This is a genomic window from Rhizobium sp. R635 (genome assembly GCF_002211285.1).
Classification (GTDB): Bacteria; Pseudomonadota; Alphaproteobacteria; order Rhizobiales; family Rhizobiaceae; genus Rhizobium.
The window spans coordinates 499,392-517,216 of the sequence record NZ_LOKX01000001.1 but is presented as its reverse complement, the minus strand read 5'-3'; the positions used below and the strand labels follow the sequence as shown (position 1 = coordinate 517,216).

Below are 17,825 nucleotides of genomic sequence, written 5' to 3'. Positions count from 1 at the left end.
ACTTCTAATGCAAGTCAGCGAAAAGAGCATCACCCAAATGGGGTACAGAGGGCAAGAGAGCCGACCTTTTTTGGTGTTTATTGCTTGGCATTTGATTTTGCGCAATTTCCGGGCGCAAAACCGCTCGGATGTTTGCTGAAATTGCGTCCGTCGCTCGCCCATTTCCGGCGGAAGACGCGACTTGCTTGCCTGCCCTGCTCAGGCGATCTCACGCAAGCGCTCGGCCGTCTGCAGATCGACGGAGACGAGTTGGGAGACGCCCTGCTCGGCCATGGTGACGCCGAAAAGACGATTCATGCGAGCCATGGTAATGGGATTGTGCGTGATGATGACGAAGCGGGTTTCGGTGGAGGCCGCCATTTCGTCCATCAGGTTGCAATAGCGCTCGACATTGTGGTCGTCCAGCGGCGCGTCCACCTCGTCGAGCACGCAGATCGGCGCCGGATTGGTGAGGAAGACGGCGAAGATCAGCGCCATCGCCGTCAGCGCCTGCTCGCCGCCTGACAGCAGGGTCATGGTCTGGGGCTTCTTGCCGGGCGGCCGTGCCAGGATTTCGAGGCCGGCTTCAAGCGGATCATCGGATTCGATCAATTGCAGTTCGGCCGTGCCGCCGCCGAAAAGATGGGTGAACAGCCGCTGGAACTGAGCGTTGACGACGTCGAAGGCGGCGATCAGGCGCTCGCGGCCCTCGCGGTTGAGGCTCTGGATGGCGCCGCGCAGCTTGCGGATTGCATCGATGACGTCGTCACGCTCCTTGATCAGGGCTTCGAGCTTCTCGCTCAGCTCCTTCTGCTCCTCGTCGGCGCGCAGGTTGACGGCGCCGAGGCGTTCACGCTCGATCCTCAGGCGTTCGAGCTCGCGCTCGACTTCGTGTGAATCGGGAAGAGCCTGCATGGCCGGCCGGCCGGTCAGACGCAGCGCTTCATGCGGGGGCACGTTCAGGACTTCGCGGATGCGGCTTTCGCTTTCCTGCCGCTTCTCACGGGCGGAAACGAGGCGCTCCTCGGCGCGGCCGCGCCGTTCCCGGCATTCGGCAAGCTCGGACAACGCGGTCGCAGCCTTGTGGTCGGCCTCGCGCTGAATACGTTCGGCTTCGGCCAGAAGATCGCCGGCGTTGCGGCGCGCCTCCTCGGCCTTTTGCAATTCGGTGAGCAAGGCACGGCGCTTGTCGTCGAATTCATCAGGCGCCATTTCGAGCTCGGCCGCCTCTTCGCGCGCCTCTTCCTCACGCTCGCGCAGTGTCGCGACATGATCTTCGCCGCTTGCCGCCCGCTGGCGCCAGGTCTCGCGCTCCTGCCCGATCGCGACGATACGGCGCTGCCTGGCCTCATTTTCCCTGGCAAGACTTTCATGGCGGGCGCGCGCCTCGGCCAGCGCGCCGCGATCGGTCGCGACTTCCGCCTGCTGGAAGCGCAGCCGCTCGTCGATCATCGTGAGATCAGGCGCGTCTTCCAACTCGATGCGGGCATTTTCCTCCTGAACGGCGATCTCCTCCAACTGCGACCGCAGCTGGCTGGCCGCCTCGCTAACGACGTCACGGCGGCGGATGAGATCCCCGGAGGCGCGCTCGGCCGCGGCCAACGCTTCGCGCGCTTCGCCGAGATGGCGCGCCGAAAGACGGCTCATGTCGCGCGCTTCGGCAAGCTTCCGCTCCTGTTCGCGGATCGCCTCGGCGGCGGCAGCCTGCCGCTCCTCGGCTTCGAAAAGCACGTCCCGGGCAAGCGCCACCTCGCCTTCGAGTTCGGCCAGGCGGTTCTTCTGGGCCAAGCGCAATGCCGCAGCGCTCGGGGCATCCGCTCCCGTCACATGGCCGTCCCAGCGATAGACAGCGCCCTCTTTCGTCACCAGCCGCTGGCCGGGCTTCAGCGCCGCCATCAGCGGCTGCGCATCGCCTGGGGTGACGAGGCCGATCTGGCGCAGGCGGCGGGTCAGCGCCGCGGGGGCGCGAACATGGTCGAGCAGCGGCGTGACGCCTGATGGAAGGGAGGGATCGGCGGCGCCATCGCCGTTCTCGGACCAATGGGCGGGTGCCTCGGCATCGAGCGGCGATTCCAGATCGTCGCCGAGTGCTGCGCCAAGCGCGGTTTCGAAGCCGCGGTCGACCTTCAGCTCTTCGGCGACGGGCGGAAATTTCCCGGCCGCCGCACCGGCAGCGAGCATGCGGGTGATGGTCTTCGCTTCGGTTTCCAGCGCATTCAAACCGGAACGGGCCTGCTCGACCGGCGTGCGCGATAGCGCCTCGGCCTGGCGGGCAGCGGCCAGCGTCTGTTCGACCGCCTGGGCCGCAGCCTCGGCGTCGGCAACGGCGATTTCGCCGGCCTCGACCATTGCACGCTTCTCCTCGGGATCGGGCAGGCCTGATATCTTCTCGCTGATGGCCGATAATTCCTGGTTCGCCTCGTCCATCTGGCGTTCGAGGCGCATCCGGCGGTCGGCGAGATCGCGGATGGCGCGCTCCAGCTGGTTGCGGCCGGCAGCGGCTTCGGCACGCTCGGCGGTCAGCGCAGTGAAGATGCGCTCGCTGTCCGCGAGTTTTGCGGCCGCCCCCTCGAATGCCTCGCGGGTTTCCTCGGCATAACGACCGGAATCGGCGAGGATCTCCACGATCTCAGCCTCTTCGGCATCGAGCCTGGCGAGGATGACGGCATTGTCGGCCACCAGCCGTTCCTCACGGCGGATATCCTCGGCAAGCTGGGCGAGACGGCGGGTCAGTTCGTCGCGGCGGCGCAGGATGCGGCCGGCATCCTCCTCCAGCTGGCTTCTGGCGATCTGCAGGCGCTGCAGGGCGGCAGCAGCGCGAGCCTCGCCCTCGCGCAGTTCCGGCAGCTTGAGGCTGGCGATGCCCTGTTGCTTCGCCGCCTCCATCTGGATCTGCGCCTTCTCGGCGACGACTGATGTCGCCTGGTTCAGCGCGCTGTCGGCCTCGGCTTCGGCCTCTTTCGCCTGCACCCAGCGGATATGCAGGAGCATCGCCTCGCGAGCGCGAATATCGGCCGACAGCGTCTTGAAGCGGTTGGCCTGGCGGGCCTGGCGTTTCAGGCTTTCGATCTGGCTTTCGAGCTGCGAGGTGACATCGTCGAGACGCTCCAGATTGCTTTCGGCGGCGCGCAGGCGAAGCTCGGCCTCGTGGCGGCGGGAATGTAGGCCCGATATGCCGGCCGCCTCTTCCAGCAGCTGGCGGCGGGCCTGCGGCTTTGCGGCGATCAGCTCGCCGATACGGCCCTGCCCGACCATCGAGGGCGAGCGCGCACCGGTGGAGGCATCGGCAAAGAGCAGTTGCACATCCTTGGCGCGGCTTTCCTTGCCGTTGATGCGATAGAGCGAGCCCTGTTCGCGCTCGATGCGGCGGGTGACCTGGATCTCGTCGCTGTCATTGAAGGCGGCGGGTGCGGTCCGCGTCGAATTGTCGAGATAGAGCGCCACTTCGGCGGTGTTGCGCGCCGGACGGTTGCCCGAACCGGAAAAGATCACGTCGTCCATGCCGGAGGCGCGCATGTTCTTATAGGAATTCTCGCCCATCACCCAGCGCAGGGCTTCGACGAGATTGGACTTGCCGCAGCCGTTCGGGCCGACGACGCCGGTCAGCCCGCGCTCGATGATGAATTCCGTCGGCTCGACGAAAGATTTGAAGCCGACCAGGCGCAGCTTGTTGAACTTCATGCGGAAATATCCACGGCAGGAAACCCCCTCATCCGCCTGCCGGCACCTACCGGGGTCGAGCCACGGGTCTCGACCCGTCCTTCGAACCCCCGCTGAGGCGAAGGGGATGTGCCGCGACCTCTCGACTCCCTCTTCTCCCCAGCGGGGAGAAGGTGCCCGTAGGGCGGATGAGGGGGCCACACCCGCAAACTGCGCTGAAAACCAAAAACGGGCGCACGGCTTTCGCCGTCGCCCGTCATGTCGAAACGGTCCGCTTCAGATGAGGCTGTCGATGAGCGCCGACATGGTGTCAACCGGCATGTCTCCAGAGTAGCGCTTGCCATTGATGAGGAAAGTCGGCGTGGCGTTGACGCCGAAATCCTTGGAACCTCTTTCCCGCGTGGCGTTCACTTCATCCAGAAGCTTCTGGTTCGTCAAGCATTTCGTGAAGCTATCCTCAGTAAATCCGGCAAGCTTCGACATCTGCAGCAGTGCGGCGCGGCCATCATCGGCGGCGGCCCATACCTGCTGCTGCTTGAACAGCATCGAAACCATCGGGAAATACTGCTCCGGCGTGCTCAACTGCTCGGGATTGGAAGCGCTGCAGCGGGCGAGCATGAAGGCGGCGGCCGCACGCGGGTCGAATGGGAATTCACGAATGATGAACTGCACCTTGCCGCTGTCGACATATTTCTGCTTGATCGTGTCGAAAGTGGTGTTGTGGAAGTGAGCGCAATGCGGGCAGGTCATCGACATGTATTCGACGATCTTGACCGGGGCGTCGGCCTTACCCAGCGCCATTTCCGGCAGCGCACCCGGCTTCAGCACCTCAGCCATATCGACATCGCCATCCGGCTGCGGGATTTCGGTGCCCGAAGTGGCAGCCGTCTGGATGGTGTCGACATTGGTGCCGTCGGCCATGGTCTTGCCGGAGGACGAAGCATCGGCAGCGTCCTTGCTGTCATTGCAGGCGGCAAGCGCTGCGGCAGCTGCGGCGATGGCGATCCCACCCAGGAGGCGGCGTTTCGTCAGTTGCATTTCGGACATCTGCATGGGTTCCCCATAAGTAATGAGAGTGGCGGCATGACTGTGCGATATAACGGCTGGCGGCCGCTCACAAGCCACGGTTCGCCAACTTCCTTCAAAGAATTGTGACCTTGGGAAGACAACCAGACAAAATCACGATCGATCCGCTTGCGGATTTCATCGGTAGACATCGCGGCGGTTACCAATCCTCACGATGAAGATTCGCACAGCTCCATCGTCGATACTGGCGATTACCCGATAGTCCCCGACGCGATATTTCCAGAAATCACCGAGTTCAGACCCCTTAAGCGCCTCTCCGATGGACCTGGGGTCGTCCAGCTTTGCAACACGATCGTTGAGAAATCGGAGTATCCGGCGAACCGCCTCATGTCCAAGTTTCTCAAGCTCACGTTCGGCGGCTCGGTGAAACTCAATTTTCCATGCCATGACGCGCCATCAGTTCGGCCAGCGAGACAGTGTCACTCTCACCCCGACGAAGCTCTTCGAGCCTCTTTTCGGCGAGATAGATATCTTCGAGATCATCGAGATGTTCGAGAATGGCTTGACGCGCATAAAAGCTCTTACTACGACCTGTGCGCTTGGCAAGCTCATCGAGCCGTGCTTCGATTTCTGGCGGCAACCGCAAGGCCAGCATGATCTTCTCCTATTTGCTATACAAATATAGCACTCAGAAGCTTCGATCACCAGTGGCCCGCCGCAGGCAAATGAAACGCTAGCGTTGATTTCCCCGCTTCCCCATCACCGCAGTCCCCAAACGCTGGATCGCCTGCCGCAGCTTGTCGCCTTCGATGCCCTCCATCATACCCTCAAGCTTGCGGGCGGCCTCGCCTTTCAGCGGCGCGGGGGCGCGGGAGCGGCGCACGGCCTGGGAGACCGGCTTTTGGACGATGCGGATTTGGTGGACGGCGGCGAAGCCGAAGAAGCTGTTGATGCGCTGGATGAGCTCGCCCTGGGCATGGGTGAGGAAGAGAGCGCGCGCGCCTTCGCAGGCGATCGTCAGAACGCCGGGGCGGAAGCTGCCCTCATCGCCGCCGCGCGCCCAGGCGATCTTTTCCGGCCGGGTACAATCGGCGAAATCCTCGCCGGCGATTTCGCTCCACGAGCCGAGCAGCGCCGTGTTGATGCCGGCGCGGCGCGCAAGGACGGGATCGATCAGCCCGTTCGCCAGCTCGGAAATCTGCTTCACATCTTTGCGTGGATAACTCATCGAAACCTTCAGGCGCCGCCGCCAATTCGCACGACCGGCTTGATCCCGCGGCGTTGCTTCGCCAAGTATAGAGCCTTCCCCCCATTGCGGCAAATCATGACGACCAAGACACTCGACACGCCCTCGGCAAAGCCCCTCCTCGAATGGTACGACCGGCACCACCGCGACCTGCCCTGGCGCATCTCGCCCGGCATGGCGACCCGCGGCGTCAAGGCCGATCCCTATCACGTCTGGCTTTCGGAGGTGATGCTGCAACAGACGACCGTGCAGGCGGTGAAACCCTATTTCGCGCGTTTTCTCCAGCGCTGGCCTGGGGTTACCGATCTTGCCGAGGCCGAAAACGACGAGGTGATGGCCGCTTGGGCCGGGCTCGGCTATTACGCGCGCGCCCGCAACCTGAAGAAATGCGCCGAGGCCGTAGCCCGTCAGCATGGCGGCGTCTTTCCCGACACCGAAGAGGGCCTCAAATCGCTGCCCGGCATCGGCGATTATACGGCAGCAGCCGTCGCCGCCATCGCCTTCAACCGGCAGGCGGCTGTCATGGACGGCAACGTAGAGCGGGTGATCTCCAGGCTTTATGCGATCACGACGGCGCTTCCAGCCGCCAAGCCGCTGATGAAGGAGAAGGTGGCGATGATGACGCCAGCCGATCGGCCCGGCGATTTTGCGCAGGCGATGATGGATCTCGGCGCCACGATCTGCACTCCGAAGCGGCCGGCCTGCTCGCTCTGTCCCTTCAGGGGATCGTGCGAAGCGCTCAGGCTTTCCGATCCCGAATTCTTTCCCGTCAAGGCGGCGAAGAAGGAGAAGCCGGTACGAAACGGGGCGGCCTTCATCGCGGTGACTGATGAGGGTGAGATCCTATTGCGGCGGCGCGGCGAAAGCGGCCTGCTCGGCGGCATGACCGAGGTGCCGACGACGGCTTGGACGGCGCGCATCGACGGCGAGACCTCGGCCTCAGCCGCTCCTTTCGATGCCGCCTGGCAGGCCTGCGGTACCGTCATCCACGTCTTCACCCATTTCGAGCTCAGGCTTTCGATCTACCGCACGGCGGTTGTGGCCAGGGTCGGCACGAATGACGGATGGTGGGAGCCGGTTACAAATCTTGAAGCCCAGGCCTTGCCGACCGTCATGAAAAAAGCGATCGCAGCGGCTATTCCTCTCGCGTTCAAAACATCCAAAGGATGACCATGACCACCGACATAAAGCATATCGTTTTCGATATCGGCAAAGTCCTTATTCATTACGATCCGCATCTTCCCTTCAGCCGCCTCATTCCTGATGAGACCGAGCGCAACTGGTTTTTCGCCAATATCTGCACCCACGATTGGAACGTCGAGCAAGACCGCGGCCGCACCTGGGCGGATGCCGAAGCGCTGCTGATCGCGCAGCACCCTGCCCGCGAGGAGCATATTCGCGCCTTCCGCAAATATTGGCACGAGATGGTGCCGCATGCCTATGACGACAGCGTCGCGATCATGGAAGGTCTGATCGCCGAAGGACGTGACGTGACGATGCTCACCAATTTCGCCTCCGACACCTTCCGCGAAGCGCAAGTGCGCTTTCCCTTCCTCAACCTGCCGCGCGGCGTCACCGTTTCCGGCGATGTCGGCCTGATCAAACCCGATATCGCGATCTACGAGACCCATACGAAAACGTTCGGCCTCGATCCCGCCGCGACGATCTTCATCGACGACGCGCCGGCCAATGTCGAAGGCGCCAAGGCCTTCGGCTGGAATGCGGTGCTGTTTTCAGGCGCGGAGAAACTGCGCAGCGATCTCGCCGCTTACGGCCTGACGGTCTGAGACCTATGGCCTTCGACCCGGCAGAAGAAATCGAACGCTTCCATGCCGCGATCAACGCCCTCGATTTTCCCCTTATCGAGGGCTACTTCGCCGAGGATGCGACCTATGTCTCGAACGGCGTCGGCAGCCTTGCCGGGCGGGCGGAGATCATGGCCGCCTTCCGGCGCTATTTCGACGACTATCCCGATCAGACGGCGGATAATTCGCTGGTGGAGCGGCTGACGCCGCTTTCCGGCCGCGCCGTCTGGTCGCTCCGCGCCACCCACAGCCAGACGGGCAAGCCGCTGGTGCGCGAGGGCGAGGAGACCATCACCTTCGATGAGGACGGTCGCATCAGGCGCGTCGAAGTCACCGATTACAAGGATTTCTGAAACAGCACTTCAGAAATAGAAGACGCCCGGGGTTCAAGCCCCGGGCGCCTTGGCCTTCTCCCGCAACTGGAGGAAACCGGAAGAAGGTATCTCGATCCCGCGAAGGCGCTGCTCAATCCACCTTTGCCAGATCACTGCGGATGACGGACCTGAGATCGTCGATCGGGCGCAGGGACTGCCCGTCTTCGAAATGCCAGAAGGTCCATCCGTTGCAAGCATCGAGACCCTGCACCTTGGCGCCGAGACGATGAATGGAGCCGGCCTCGCCGCCGGAGGCCACGGTGCCGTCGGCGCGGACGATGGCGCTGTAGCGGCGCTTCGCATCGGTCAGCACCTGGCCGGGCTTGATCAGCCCGCTTTCGACAAGCACGTTGAAGGCAACGCGGACCTCGGCCTTCTTGCCGGTCATGACGGTCAGTTCCGCCTTGCCGAGCGGCTCGACGGCGGCGATGCGGGCGGAGGCCGCATCGATATAATCCTGCTCGCGCTCGATGCCGACGAAGTGGCGGCCGAGGCGTTTGGCGACGGCGCCCGTCGTTCCCGAGCCGAAGAAGGGATCGAGCACGATATCGCCCGGCTTGGTCGAGGCCATGATGACGCGGGCAAGCAGCGCTTCCGGCTTCTGCGTCGGATGCACCTTCTTGCCGTCCTCGCCCTTCAGACGCTCCGTACCGTTGCAGATCGGGAAGAGCCAGTCGGAGCGCATCTGCACATCGTCATTGGCAGCCTTCATCGCATCGTAGTTGAAGGTATAGCCCTTGGCCTTGGCATTCGGGCTTGCCCAGATCATCGTCTCGTGGGCGTTCTGGAAACGGCGGCCCTTGAAATTCGGCATCGGGTTGGTCTTGCGCCAGATGATGTCGTTCAAGATCCAGAAATTCAGATCCTGCAGCGTGGCGCCGACACGGAAGATATTATGATAGGAGCCGATCACCCAGATCGAGCCAGTCGGCTTCAGAACGCGGCGGCAGGCCAGCAGCCAGGCGCGGGTGAAGGCGTCATAGGCTTCGAAGGAGGCGAACTGATCCCATTCGTCATCGACCGCATCGACCAGCGACTGGTCGGGACGACGCAGCGTTCCCCCGAGCTGGAGATTATAAGGCGGATCGGCGAAGATCACGTCGACGGAGTGGTTGGGCAAGGCTTCAAGGGCGCTGACGCAGTCGCCCTTGATGATCGTGTCAACCCAGGAGTCCGCCTTGACGGAAGCCTTGAGGTCGGCAAGCGGAAAAACTGATGCCATTCTGATACTCACTCATACGCTCTACGCTTAACTCTCCATTATGGTTACGCAACTTAGTTACCAAAGCCTGAAGCAGTGGCCGATTTCGGGATTTTATTGTGGTGGCCACCCTCCCATCCTCACGCCGCATCGTGAACCTTGCGGCTGTCGGCCGGCGCCTCGTCGCGTTCGAACATGCCGTAATCGCGCATGACATTGGCAATCCGCAGCCGGTAATCGGCGAAGATGCCGCCGCGGCCGGCCTGCTGGGCGGCCCGATGGGCTTCACGGTTGCGCCATTCCTTGACCGCCTCCTCGTCGCGGAAGAAGGAGAGCGACAGCAGCTTGCCGCGGTTCGTCAGGCTCTCGAAACGCTCGATCGAGATGAAGCCGTCGATCTTTTCGAGCTCGGCGCGCAGTTCGCCCGCCAGATCCAGATATTTGTGGCGTTCGCCCATATAGGGCACGACTTCGAAGATGACGGCGATCATGGCAGCACCAGCTTGGCGTGAGGAGCGGAGACGTTCTTCAGGAAGATGCGGTCCTCCTTCAGGATGAAGCGCTCGCGTCTGGAAAATTCGTAATTCTCGCGGCCGAGAGGGTCGGCGGCCAGCCTGGCGCGATAGGCTTCGTAGGCTGCGAGGCTTTCGATGTTGTAGACGCCGTAGGCCGTCGTTGCCGATCCCTCATGCGGGCCGAAATAGCCGATCAGGTCGGCGCCGTTGCGAGGGATCGCCTGGCCCCAGTTGCGGGCATATTCAGCGAAGGCCTCCTTCTTGAAGGGATCGATCTCATATCGGATGAAGCAGGTGATCATCGGTTTCTCCTTTGCGCTCCATCCGTTTTCGCACATTGCCTGACGGCGATGCTTCGGTTACGATCGAAGTATGAAAGAAGGACCTGACATTGCGCAGATCGGCGCGCTCATCGGCGATCCCGCCCGCGCCAACATGCTGGCGGCGCTGACCGGCGGCCGGGCGCTGACGGCGACCGAGCTTGCCGGCGTCGGCGGCATCACCGTGCAGACGGCGAGCACGCATCTTGCCAAGCTCGAAGCCGGCGGGCTGCTTTCCCAGCGCAAACAAGGGCGGCATCGGTATTTCACGCTTGCCGACGAGGCGGCCGCGCGGCTGATCGAAAGCATGATGGGCTTTGCGGCCGGACGCGGCCATCTGCGTCACCGGCCGGGACCGAAGGAGCCGGTGCTGCGCAAGGCGCGCATCTGCTACGATCATCTTGCCGGCGATTACGGCGTGCGCATGCTCGACAGCCTCATTTCCTCCGGATCGATCGACGCTATCGGAGAGGGCCTCGCGCTGACGGAAAAGGGCGAAAGCGACCTCAAATGCATCGGCTTTGACGTCGGCGCGCTCAAATCGTCGCGGCGGCCGCTCTGCCGCTCCTGCCTCGACTGGAGCGAAAGGCGGGCACATCTTGCCGGCAGCCTCGGCAAGGCCTTGCTTTCAAGCTTCCTCGACAAAGGCTGGGCGCGGCGGACGGCCGAAAGCCGCTCCATCATCTTCTCCCCGGAAGGCGACAGGCAGTTTTTGAGGCTATTTCCGCTGGAAAGCTAACAAGGCGCAACGAGCACGTCTCGGAAGCCGCTTCCGGCGACGTCGCTGCAAAACTCGCTCCATTCACAGCCTTCGCAGGCGCCGCGGATGTCTTCCATGGCGAAGCGCAGGCGAAGGCGGCGCAGAAGTTTTCCGTCAGGCGAAATCCGCGTCCCCTGCCCTATGACGATGCGAAGCAGGCGGCCGATGGCTTCGGCCGCAGCCTCATCCCGGCGTGCGGGACCGGGACTGCGACAATGGGCCGACGGATCTTCCAGAAGCGGCGCGCAGATATCGTCGGGGCCGGAGACGATTTCGATCTCCTCTCCGGCCGAAAGACGCGCGGCGATGCGATGGTAATTGGCGATGAAGGCAGGTGTATAGCCTTCACCGACAAAGGTCAGCATGCAGAGCAGATGGTGGGCGCGAAGCCGGACGGTCAATCGAGCCGCGTCCGGCCGCCATAGATGCGTATGCCCTTCAGCACTGCGGCGGCGAGAGCGGATTTCAGCACGGCGCCGAGGATGAAGGGAGCGACGCCGAGAGCCCATGCCTTTTCCGTGCCGAGCAGAGAGGCAAGGTAGAGGCCGCCCATGGCAAGGCAAAGAAGATTGGCTGAAAAATGCGCCAGGAAGCTCGCCACCACCCGGTCTCCTGTCCAGCCGCGCTCGGAAAGCCAGCCGACGAGAGCGGCGATGACCGGGAAGGAGGCAAGGTAGCCCGCAGTCGGACCGGCGAAGGGCGCCAGGCCGCCGCTGCCGTTGGCGAGAACGGGCAAACCGAACATGGCTTCGCCGAGCCAGGCGAGCACGGTCAGCGCGCCCAAACGCCAGCCGTAAAGCGCGCCGATCATGGTGACGGCGAAGGTCTGCATGGTGATGGGAACCGGTACCATCGGCACGGCGATCTGCGAGGCGAGCGCCAGCACGAACGTGCCTGAAAGGACGAAAGCCGCCTTCATCGGCAGCGACCGACTGGAAAGACGGAGAGGGTCGAAGATGAGGCTGTGGGAAGGTTCAGACATGGACATGAGGCTTTCCTCTCAAATTATAGATAATTTTTCATATCATCTATTTTATGGGAAAGATTCTTCGCAGGCGCAAGCCAGAGAGGCAGGCCCTCAGCAATTTTGACACCAAATCGACATCAACCAGCCTGAGTCCGTGGGCATAACTTGCCTTTAAAGCATTGTTTTACATTCTATATTTTTATCTTCAAAAATTATCTATAATTTTTGAAATTCAGCCGACGATAGCGAAGGCTTCTCCGTCACCGCCCTTTTGAGCGGCACGCGGAGCCTGGCCGATCCATTGCACGTGTTTCTGCAGGATGGCGGCAGCCTCTTCCGCCTTGCCCTGGCGAAGGGCGGCGAGGATGGCACGATGGTCGTGGTCCGTCCGCCTCTCCCAGCCTGAACGCCAGGCGGAAAAGAGGAAACGGGCGCTCGCCGCATGCAGGTCGTCGATGGCGGCGAGCAGGCGCGGCATGGCGCAAGGGGAAAGGATCAGCCGATGGAAGCGGCGGTTGGCTTCTTCCCAGGCATGGACGTCGGCGGCGGCATCGCCGTCGCGCGTCGCCGCTTCTGCGGCATCGAGGATGGCGGGGGTCATGTGCCGGGCGGCGTGCTTCAACGCCAGCACTTCGAGAGCGGCGCGCATTTCGGCGACTTCGCGCACTTCGGCGAGATCGAAGGAGGCAACGCGCACGCCGCGACGCGGCTCGCTGATCGCCAGCCCCTGCGCCTCCAGCCGGCGGAAGGCTTCCCGTACCGGCACGTGACTGGTCTGGAACTCCTCGGCGATATGATCCTGCCGCAGACGTGCGCCCGGCGGCAGCTCGCCGCGCACGATGCGCTCCGCGAGCACCCGGCTGATGCGGCTTGCGATTGTATCTTCCGGTTCCCTAGCCATGCACGTTCAGTAGCGAGCGGGTCGCTGCTTGTCGAGGCCGGAATGGCGGTCCAATTCTGCAGCGGCGACGGAGCCGATCGCCTGCCGCATCCCAGCCATGCCGGAGATCAGGTTGAGCTTTGGGCGGCCATCGTGTAAAGCCGCAGCATTCCCGGACAAGGCCCAGACTTCCAGCAAGGCGTGAACATATGAACGGTTTCGACCTCATCATCTTCGACTGTGACGGCGTTCTGGTCGATTCGGAAATCATCGCGGCGGAAGTCGAATCCGAACTTCTGACGGAGGCCGGCTATCCGATCGGCGCCGAAGAAATGGGCGAGCGCTTCGCCGGCATGACATGGCACAACATCCTGCTCCAGATCGAGCGCGAGGCAAGCATCCCGCTTTCGGCCTCGCTGCTGGACAAGTCGGAAAAACTGCTGGATGCCAGGCTGGCGCATGACGTCAAGGCCATACCCGGCGTCGAATTCGCCATCTCTCGGCTGCCGATGAAGCGCTGCATCTGCTCGAATTCGAGCACGAAACGGCTCGATATGATGCTGACCAAGGTGGGCCTCAAGGCGCTGTTTGCGCCCAATATTTTCTCCGCCAAGGATCTCGGCCCCGATCGCGTCAAGCCGAAACCCGACATCTTCCTGCATGGCGCAAGCCATATGGGAGTTTCGCCCGACAAGACCGTCGTGGTCGAAGATTCCGTGCACGGCGTACATGCGGCGCGCGCCGCCGGCATGCGCGTCATCGGCTTCACCGGCGCCTCGCACAGCTATCCCGCCCATGCCGACAAATTGACCGATGCCGGCGCCGAGACGGTGATTTCCCGCATGAACGACCTGCCGGGCGTCGTTGCCGCCCTCGCGGCCTGGGAAGGCGTGCTCTGACGCGCCTTACAGCCTGAGCCCCCGCCGTCGCGGGCCATGCGTGACGTACTTCCGGTCTCCTGACGTCGGCAAAATACGTCATCTGTTTGATTTCACGCAATTCCTATGAATTGATTTGGCGCATTCCCGTCCGGAGCCGCTGCTCGGTTTCGAGCCACCTGATTCCCTCATTGAAATCTCGTATAATTGCCATTATATTAGCAATTAAGCTCAAACATCGAGATAAATGCTACCATGTTCGCATTTAGTATGACATCTCCCGCCGAGGTGATCAGCGACCTGTCGGAAAAAATGAAGCGACGCCGCATCGATGCCGGCCTCACTCAAAGAGATCTGGCCGCAAAGGCTGGCGTTTCCTATGGATCTCTACGATTGTTCGAAGAGACGGGAAAGATTTCCCTGGAAGCTCTTGTGAAGATTGCATTCGTTCTGGAAGCGGAAGCCGAGTTCGGACACTTGTTTCCGCCTCGTCCACCCAAGACGATCGACGATGTCGTTGGCCGACCCGTCCGGCAGAGGGTGCGCAAGAAATGAAATTCAAGCCGGTCCGAAAAATGAGCGTCGTTCTCGATCTCGAGGGAAAGCCGAGAAATCTGGGAACCCTTGCATGGAGCAGCGACGAACGTCGGGCCTATTTCGAGTACTCGGCGGAATTCATCGTCGCGCCCCTGCCGATGTCCCCCTTCAACGTCAAAACAAATCCTGGCCTGATTGCAGCGCCGCGCGATCCGTTCGATGGGCTCCATGGTTTGTTCAACGACAGCCTGCCCGACGGATGGGGGCGGCTCCTGCTTGACCGCCGTCTTCAACGGGCGGGCATAGACCACAATCTCCTCACTCCGCTGGATCGCCTTTCTGCGATCGGGAAGACGGGAATGGGCGCGCTGGCCTATATTCCGGAACTCACCAACGATGAAACGAAGCTTGCCGGCGACATCGATTTGGATTGGTTCGTCGAGCAGGTCGATCTGGTCAAATCCGAGATGGATATCGCCGACATCGACACCCTGCAAGGCGCACAGGGCGGCTCTGCGGGCGCGCGTCCCAAAATCATGATCGGCTTCAGCAAGGCCCAAAATACATTCGTTCTGGACTATGGCCAGGCCATGGAGCCTGGTTTCGAGCAGTGGATGATAAAGGCGCGCGGACTTGGCGACCCCGTCGACATAGGGGCCGAGGAGCAGGCCTATGCCCTGATGGCGCGCGCCGCAGGATTGGATATGGCCGAGACACGGCTATTCGACACAAAGAAGGGAAACCGTCTCTTCGCCACCAAGCGATTTGACCGAACGCCGGCCGGCCGGCTGCATATGCATACTGCCAGCGGCATCCTCAATGCCAGCCATCGCGAGGCGTCGTTGAACTACGGACAGCTCCACAAGCTGACGCTCATGATGACCCGTGACAGTTCCGAAGTTCTCAGGATGTTTCGGCGCATGGTCTTCAACGTCTATTCTCGCAACCGAGACGACCATGCGAAGAACCACGCCTTCCTCATGACGGGAGATGGGCGATGGACGCTTTCTCCCGCTTACGACCTTACCTTCTCTTCCGGGCCGGGAGGGGAACACAGCGCAGATGTGGCAGGCGAAGGAAGAGAGCCCGGCATGCAGCACCTGCTGACCATCTCCAGGGAGGCGTCGATCCCTGATCCGGACGCTAAGGATATCATCGATGAGGTTCGGACATCGATCGAGCAGTGGCCACTCTTTGCTGAGAAAGCAGGGCTGTCCAAATCCCGCACAAACGAACTCGACCGGAGGCTGAACCAGGGGCGCCCAGGCACTGCATCACAGTGAACCTCCCGCGTCAAAGCGCAGGTGGCCGGCACTATCCAACAGCGAAGCTTGCTGGAGGTTTAGCTGCTCTTCTTGCTCTTGGCCGGCTGCGTGTCGAAGCCGATGTTGACGCGCACCAGCGCGCCGGAGCCGACCGGCAGCTTGATGCCGTCCTTGCGGAAGATGACCTGCGTGCCCGGCGAGCCCTGCGGGATCTCGGTCGGGAACTTGGTGACTTCGGAATAGAGCACCGTGTCGCCGTCGACGACGGAGATGCGGACCGGCAGCGTCACCGGGCCAGGCGCGCCGGCCGGGCCGGTGATGAGGCGAAGCTGAGCGACGACAGTCATCGTCAGGTTCGTGTCGTTCAGCATGCATTGGCGCGTGTAATCGCCGAAGGAGGCCTGGAAGACGATCTGCTGCGGATCATCCTTCTTGCCCTTGGCATAGGTGCGGAAGATGGCATCCTGGTCACGCATGAAGATCTGCGGGCAGGCGCCCTGGACGACCGGGGCAGTCGCGCCTTGCGCCGTGGTGGCCGTACCGATCGAAGGATTGTTCGACGACGGGTTGGCCGGCGCCAACGGCATGATCTGGGCGTTGCCGTTCGGCTGGGCCGGCGCCGGTTCCGGCTTGCTGTCCCCGCCTATGCCGAGCGAGTTGCAACCAGCGAGCAGGGCAAGAAAAGAAGCGGAGACGATGAGACGCGAGACCTTGCCAAGCACGATATTCCACCCTTTGCACTGGTTTCTTGGAGGCCCCATGTCTTTTTCGCAGGGCCTTTCATGACAGTTTGCGATGGTCTATATCAGCGGCGCAAAGAAAAATCGATTGGGTAAGCACCGTTTTGATGCACTTTTCGACGCCGGCCGCGGGCAACTTCAACAACATACCTGCGACGTGCGTCTCGAAGGCGGCCCCTTCCCGATTTCCTGTAGACCCCGGCCATGGTCGCTCCCGGCCGAATTTCTTCCAGCGATAGATCAAGGATAACAAACGTGGACTATATCTCGACCCGCGGCGAGGCCCCTTCCCTCGGCTTTTGCGACGCCCTGCTGACAGGGCTGGCGCGCGACGGCGGGCTCTATGTTCCACGCAAATGGCCGAGCTTCTCCAAGAAGGAAATCCGCGTCCTGCGGGGGAAGACCTATCAGGAGATCGCCTTCACCATCCTTTCGCCCTTCACCAATGGCGAAATCCCCGATGAAACCTTCCGGGCAATGATCGACGAGGCCTACGGCACCTTCCGCCATCCGGCGATCGCGCCGCTCGTCCAGACCGGGCCGAACAGCTTCGTCATGGAACTCTTCCACGGCACGACGCTCGCCTTCAAGGACGTGGCGATGCAGCTGCTCGCGCGGCTGATGGATTATGCTTTGGAAAAGCGCGGCGAGCGGGCGACGATCGTCGGCGCAACCTCGGGCGACACCGGGGGCGCGGCCATCGACGCATTCGCCGGACGCGAGCGCACCGACATCTTCATCCTCTTCCCGCACGGCAAGGTCTCGCCGGTGCAGCAGCGGCAGATGACGACCTCGACGTCCTCGAATGTGCATGCGCTTGCCGTCGAGGGCAATTTCGACGATTGCCAGAACCTGGTGAAGGCGATGTTCAACGACGCGACCTTCCGCGACAAGGTCCGTCTCTCCGGCGTCAACTCGATCAACTGGGCGCGCATCATGGCCCAGATCGTCTATTATTTCACAACGGCGGTAGCGCTCGGCGGACCGGACCGGAAGATCTCGTTCACGGTGCCCACAGGCAACTTCGGCGACATCTTCGCCGGTTACTGCGCCAAGCGCATGGGCCTGCCGATCGACCGGCTCGTCATCGCCACCAACGAGAACGACATCCTGACGCGGACGCTGAAGACCGGCCGCTACGACATGAAGGCGGTCAAGGCGACGACGTCGCCCTCGATGGACATCCAGATTTCGTCCAACTTCGAACGGCTGCTTTTCGAAGCCTATGACCGCGACGCCTCGAAGGTGCGCGCGGCGATGGAGAGCCTCAAGCAATCGGGCGGCTTCGAGATCGCCCCCGAGGCGCTGAAAGCCATCCGCCGCGACTTCCGCGCCGGGCGCGCCAGCGAAAAGCAGGTGGCCGAAACGATCCGCAAGACCCATGCCGAGACCGGCTATCTCCTCGATCCGCATTCGGCCATCGGCGTTTTCGTCGCGGCCAAGAAAGAAAAGCCGAATACGCCGATGGTGACGCTTTCGACCGCGCATCCGGCGAAATTCCCCGTCGCCGTAAAATCCGCCTCCGGTATTGACCCGGCGCTTCCGACGTGGCTTGCTGGTCTGATGCATAGGGAGGAGCGTTTCCAGATCATCAAGCCGGAGCTGAAAGCCGTAGAAACCTTTATCGGCCAGCACGCCCGCGGCGAGACGAAGGCAGGCGCAGAAAGATAGC

General features: G+C 62.3%; 20 protein-coding genes. 8 read left to right on the top strand and 12 right to left on the bottom strand.

What is annotated here, in order from left to right:
* Window positions 1-198 precede the first annotated feature (198 nt).
* From smc to ATY78_RS02425, 5 genes are all read right to left on the bottom strand, one after another.
* Window positions 199-3,660, bottom strand: coding sequence for a chromosome segregation protein SMC (gene smc / locus ATY78_RS02445; protein WP_088680735.1), 3,462 nt, complete (start codon window positions 3,658-3,660; stop codon window positions 199-201).
* A gap of 255 nt (window positions 3,661-3,915) precedes the next feature.
* Window positions 3,916-4,692, bottom strand: coding sequence for a DsbA family protein (locus ATY78_RS02440; protein WP_088680734.1), 777 nt, complete (start codon window positions 4,690-4,692; stop codon window positions 3,916-3,918).
* 150 nt (window positions 4,693-4,842) lie between these two features.
* The gene (locus ATY78_RS02435) at window positions 4,843-5,112 is read right to left on the bottom strand and encodes a type II toxin-antitoxin system RelE/ParE family toxin (protein WP_088680733.1); all 270 of its coding nucleotides are present in this window, start codon (window positions 5,110-5,112) and stop codon (window positions 4,843-4,845) included.
* Window positions 5,096-5,320, bottom strand: coding sequence for a DUF6290 family protein (locus tag ATY78_RS02430; RefSeq protein ID WP_088680732.1), 225 nt, complete (start codon window positions 5,318-5,320; stop codon window positions 5,096-5,098). Before ATY78_RS02430 ends, ATY78_RS02435 begins: the two co-directional genes overlap by 17 nt.
* A 78-nt stretch (window positions 5,321-5,398) precedes the next feature.
* Window positions 5,399-5,893: a DUF721 domain-containing protein gene (locus ATY78_RS02425; protein ID WP_088680731.1), complete on the bottom strand. Its 495-nt coding sequence runs from the start codon at window positions 5,891-5,893 to the stop codon at window positions 5,399-5,401.
* Between the two features lie 96 nt (window positions 5,894-5,989).
* On the opposite strand from ATY78_RS02425, the gene mutY reads away from it, so the two are divergent.
* The 3 genes from mutY to ATY78_RS02410 are packed head-to-tail and all read left to right on the top strand — an operon-like array spanning window position 5,990 to window position 8,069.
* Complete coding sequence (gene mutY / locus ATY78_RS02420; RefSeq protein ID WP_088680730.1) at window positions 5,990-7,081, top strand: A/G-specific adenine glycosylase; 1,092 nt, start codon at window positions 5,990-5,992, stop codon at window positions 7,079-7,081.
* Between the two features lie 2 nt (window positions 7,082-7,083).
* Window positions 7,084-7,698, top strand: coding sequence for an HAD family phosphatase (locus ATY78_RS02415; protein WP_088680729.1), 615 nt, complete (start codon window positions 7,084-7,086; stop codon window positions 7,696-7,698).
* 5 nt (window positions 7,699-7,703) lie between these two features.
* Window positions 7,704-8,069 carry a nuclear transport factor 2 family protein gene (locus tag ATY78_RS02410; protein WP_088680728.1) on the top strand — a complete coding sequence of 122 codons (366 nt, stop codon included), beginning with the start codon at window positions 7,704-7,706 and terminating at the stop codon, window positions 8,067-8,069.
* Between the two features lie 112 nt (window positions 8,070-8,181).
* On the opposite strand, the gene ATY78_RS02405 is transcribed toward ATY78_RS02410, so the two are convergent.
* The 3 genes from ATY78_RS02405 to ATY78_RS02395 all read right to left on the bottom strand — a co-directional run bounded on the left by ATY78_RS02405 (window position 8,182) and on the right by ATY78_RS02395 (window position 10,108).
* Complete coding sequence (locus ATY78_RS02405; RefSeq protein WP_088680727.1) at window positions 8,182-9,312, bottom strand: site-specific DNA-methyltransferase; 1,131 nt, start codon at window positions 9,310-9,312, stop codon at window positions 8,182-8,184.
* 119 nt (window positions 9,313-9,431) lie between these two features.
* The gene (locus tag ATY78_RS02400) at window positions 9,432-9,782 is read right to left on the bottom strand and encodes an antibiotic biosynthesis monooxygenase (RefSeq protein WP_088680726.1); all 351 of its coding nucleotides are present in this window, start codon (window positions 9,780-9,782) and stop codon (window positions 9,432-9,434) included.
* Entirely contained in the window at window positions 9,779-10,108 is a 330-nt protein-coding gene (locus ATY78_RS02395; RefSeq protein ID WP_088680725.1) for an NIPSNAP family protein, read from the bottom strand. The genes ATY78_RS02400 and ATY78_RS02395 overlap by 4 nt, the downstream gene beginning before the upstream one ends.
* A gap of 70 nt (window positions 10,109-10,178) precedes the next feature.
* Between ATY78_RS02395 and ATY78_RS02390 the strand changes: the two genes are divergently transcribed.
* A complete protein-coding gene (locus ATY78_RS02390) occupies window positions 10,179-10,865 on the top strand; it encodes a metalloregulator ArsR/SmtB family transcription factor (RefSeq protein ID WP_088680724.1) in 687 nt (228 codons plus the stop codon).
* Here the strand turns inward: ATY78_RS02390 and ATY78_RS02385 are convergent.
* From ATY78_RS02385 to ATY78_RS02375, 3 genes are all read right to left on the bottom strand, one after another.
* Complete coding sequence (locus ATY78_RS02385; RefSeq protein WP_088680723.1) at window positions 10,862-11,287, bottom strand: DUF1284 domain-containing protein; 426 nt, start codon at window positions 11,285-11,287, stop codon at window positions 10,862-10,864. The two genes, ATY78_RS02390 and ATY78_RS02385, sit on opposite strands and share 4 nt — an antisense overlap.
* Window positions 11,284-11,868, bottom strand: coding sequence for a biotin transporter BioY (locus tag ATY78_RS02380; protein ID WP_088680843.1), 585 nt, complete (start codon window positions 11,866-11,868; stop codon window positions 11,284-11,286). The genes ATY78_RS02385 and ATY78_RS02380 overlap by 4 nt, the downstream gene beginning before the upstream one ends.
* A gap of 217 nt (window positions 11,869-12,085) precedes the next feature.
* A complete protein-coding gene (locus tag ATY78_RS02375; RefSeq protein ID WP_088680722.1) occupies window positions 12,086-12,754 on the bottom strand; it encodes a GntR family transcriptional regulator in 669 nt (222 codons plus the stop codon).
* 188 nt (window positions 12,755-12,942) lie between these two features.
* Here ATY78_RS02375 and ATY78_RS02370 point away from each other — a divergent pair, with 188 nt between their 5' ends.
* The 3 genes from ATY78_RS02370 to ATY78_RS02360 all read left to right on the top strand — a co-directional run bounded on the left by ATY78_RS02370 (window position 12,943) and on the right by ATY78_RS02360 (window position 15,431).
* The gene (locus tag ATY78_RS02370; protein ID WP_088680721.1) at window positions 12,943-13,632 is read left to right on the top strand and encodes an HAD family hydrolase; all 690 of its coding nucleotides are present in this window, start codon (window positions 12,943-12,945) and stop codon (window positions 13,630-13,632) included.
* A gap of 234 nt (window positions 13,633-13,866) precedes the next feature.
* Window positions 13,867-14,166, top strand: coding sequence for a helix-turn-helix transcriptional regulator (locus ATY78_RS02365; RefSeq protein ID WP_245313471.1), 300 nt, complete (start codon window positions 13,867-13,869; stop codon window positions 14,164-14,166).
* Window positions 14,163-15,431: a type II toxin-antitoxin system HipA family toxin gene (locus tag ATY78_RS02360; RefSeq protein WP_088680720.1), complete on the top strand. Its 1,269-nt coding sequence runs from the start codon at window positions 14,163-14,165 to the stop codon at window positions 15,429-15,431. The genes ATY78_RS02365 and ATY78_RS02360 overlap by 4 nt, the downstream gene beginning before the upstream one ends.
* Before the next feature lie 59 nt (window positions 15,432-15,490).
* Here ATY78_RS02360 and ATY78_RS02355 read toward each other — a convergent pair whose 3' ends face one another.
* Window positions 15,491-16,138: a hypothetical protein gene (locus tag ATY78_RS02355; protein ID WP_190237372.1), complete on the bottom strand. Its 648-nt coding sequence runs from the start codon at window positions 16,136-16,138 to the stop codon at window positions 15,491-15,493.
* 261 nt (window positions 16,139-16,399) lie between these two features.
* On the opposite strand from ATY78_RS02355, the gene thrC reads away from it, so the two are divergent.
* Complete coding sequence (gene thrC / locus ATY78_RS02350) at window positions 16,400-17,824, top strand: threonine synthase (RefSeq protein ID WP_190237371.1); 1,425 nt, start codon at window positions 16,400-16,402, stop codon at window positions 17,822-17,824.
* Window position 17,825: the final 1 nt, after the last annotated feature.

What these genes read in the sequence shown, in the direction of transcription:
- ATY78_RS02440 (WP_088680734.1), bottom strand. Translation starts at nt 4,692, where the DNA reads ATGCAGATGTCCGAAATGCAACTGACGAAACGCCGCCTCCTGGGTGGG.
- ATY78_RS02425 (WP_088680731.1), bottom strand. Translation starts at nt 5,893, where the DNA reads ATGAGTTATCCACGCAAAGATGTGAAGCAGATTTCCGAGCTGGCGAAC.
- ATY78_RS02400 (WP_088680726.1), bottom strand. Translation starts at nt 9,782, where the DNA reads ATGATCGCCGTCATCTTCGAAGTCGTGCCCTATATGGGCGAACGCCAC.
- ATY78_RS02370 (WP_088680721.1), top strand. Translation starts at nt 12,943, where the DNA reads ATGAACGGTTTCGACCTCATCATCTTCGACTGTGACGGCGTTCTGGTC.
- ATY78_RS02415 (WP_088680729.1), top strand. Translation starts at nt 7,084, where the DNA reads ATGACCACCGACATAAAGCATATCGTTTTCGATATCGGCAAAGTCCTT.
- ATY78_RS02410 (WP_088680728.1), top strand. Translation starts at nt 7,704, where the DNA reads ATGGCCTTCGACCCGGCAGAAGAAATCGAACGCTTCCATGCCGCGATC.
- mutY (WP_088680730.1), top strand. Translation starts at nt 5,990, where the DNA reads ATGACGACCAAGACACTCGACACGCCCTCGGCAAAGCCCCTCCTCGAA.
- ATY78_RS02365 (WP_245313471.1), top strand. Translation starts at nt 13,867, where the DNA reads ATGTTCGCATTTAGTATGACATCTCCCGCCGAGGTGATCAGCGACCTG.
- ATY78_RS02390 (WP_088680724.1), top strand. Translation starts at nt 10,179, where the DNA reads ATGAAAGAAGGACCTGACATTGCGCAGATCGGCGCGCTCATCGGCGAT.
- ATY78_RS02395 (WP_088680725.1), bottom strand. Translation starts at nt 10,108, where the DNA reads ATGATCACCTGCTTCATCCGATATGAGATCGATCCCTTCAAGAAGGAG.
- ATY78_RS02430 (WP_088680732.1), bottom strand. Translation starts at nt 5,320, where the DNA reads ATGCTGGCCTTGCGGTTGCCGCCAGAAATCGAAGCACGGCTCGATGAG.
- ATY78_RS02405 (WP_088680727.1), bottom strand. Translation starts at nt 9,312, where the DNA reads ATGGCATCAGTTTTTCCGCTTGCCGACCTCAAGGCTTCCGTCAAGGCG.
- smc (WP_088680735.1), bottom strand. Translation starts at nt 3,660, where the DNA reads ATGAAGTTCAACAAGCTGCGCCTGGTCGGCTTCAAATCTTTCGTCGAG.
- ATY78_RS02435 (WP_088680733.1), bottom strand. Translation starts at nt 5,112, where the DNA reads ATGGCATGGAAAATTGAGTTTCACCGAGCCGCCGAACGTGAGCTTGAG.
- ATY78_RS02360 (WP_088680720.1), top strand. Translation starts at nt 14,163, where the DNA reads ATGAAATTCAAGCCGGTCCGAAAAATGAGCGTCGTTCTCGATCTCGAG.
- ATY78_RS02380 (WP_088680843.1), bottom strand. Translation starts at nt 11,868, where the DNA reads ATGTCTGAACCTTCCCACAGCCTCATCTTCGACCCTCTCCGTCTTTCC.
- ATY78_RS02375 (WP_088680722.1), bottom strand. Translation starts at nt 12,754, where the DNA reads ATGGCTAGGGAACCGGAAGATACAATCGCAAGCCGCATCAGCCGGGTG.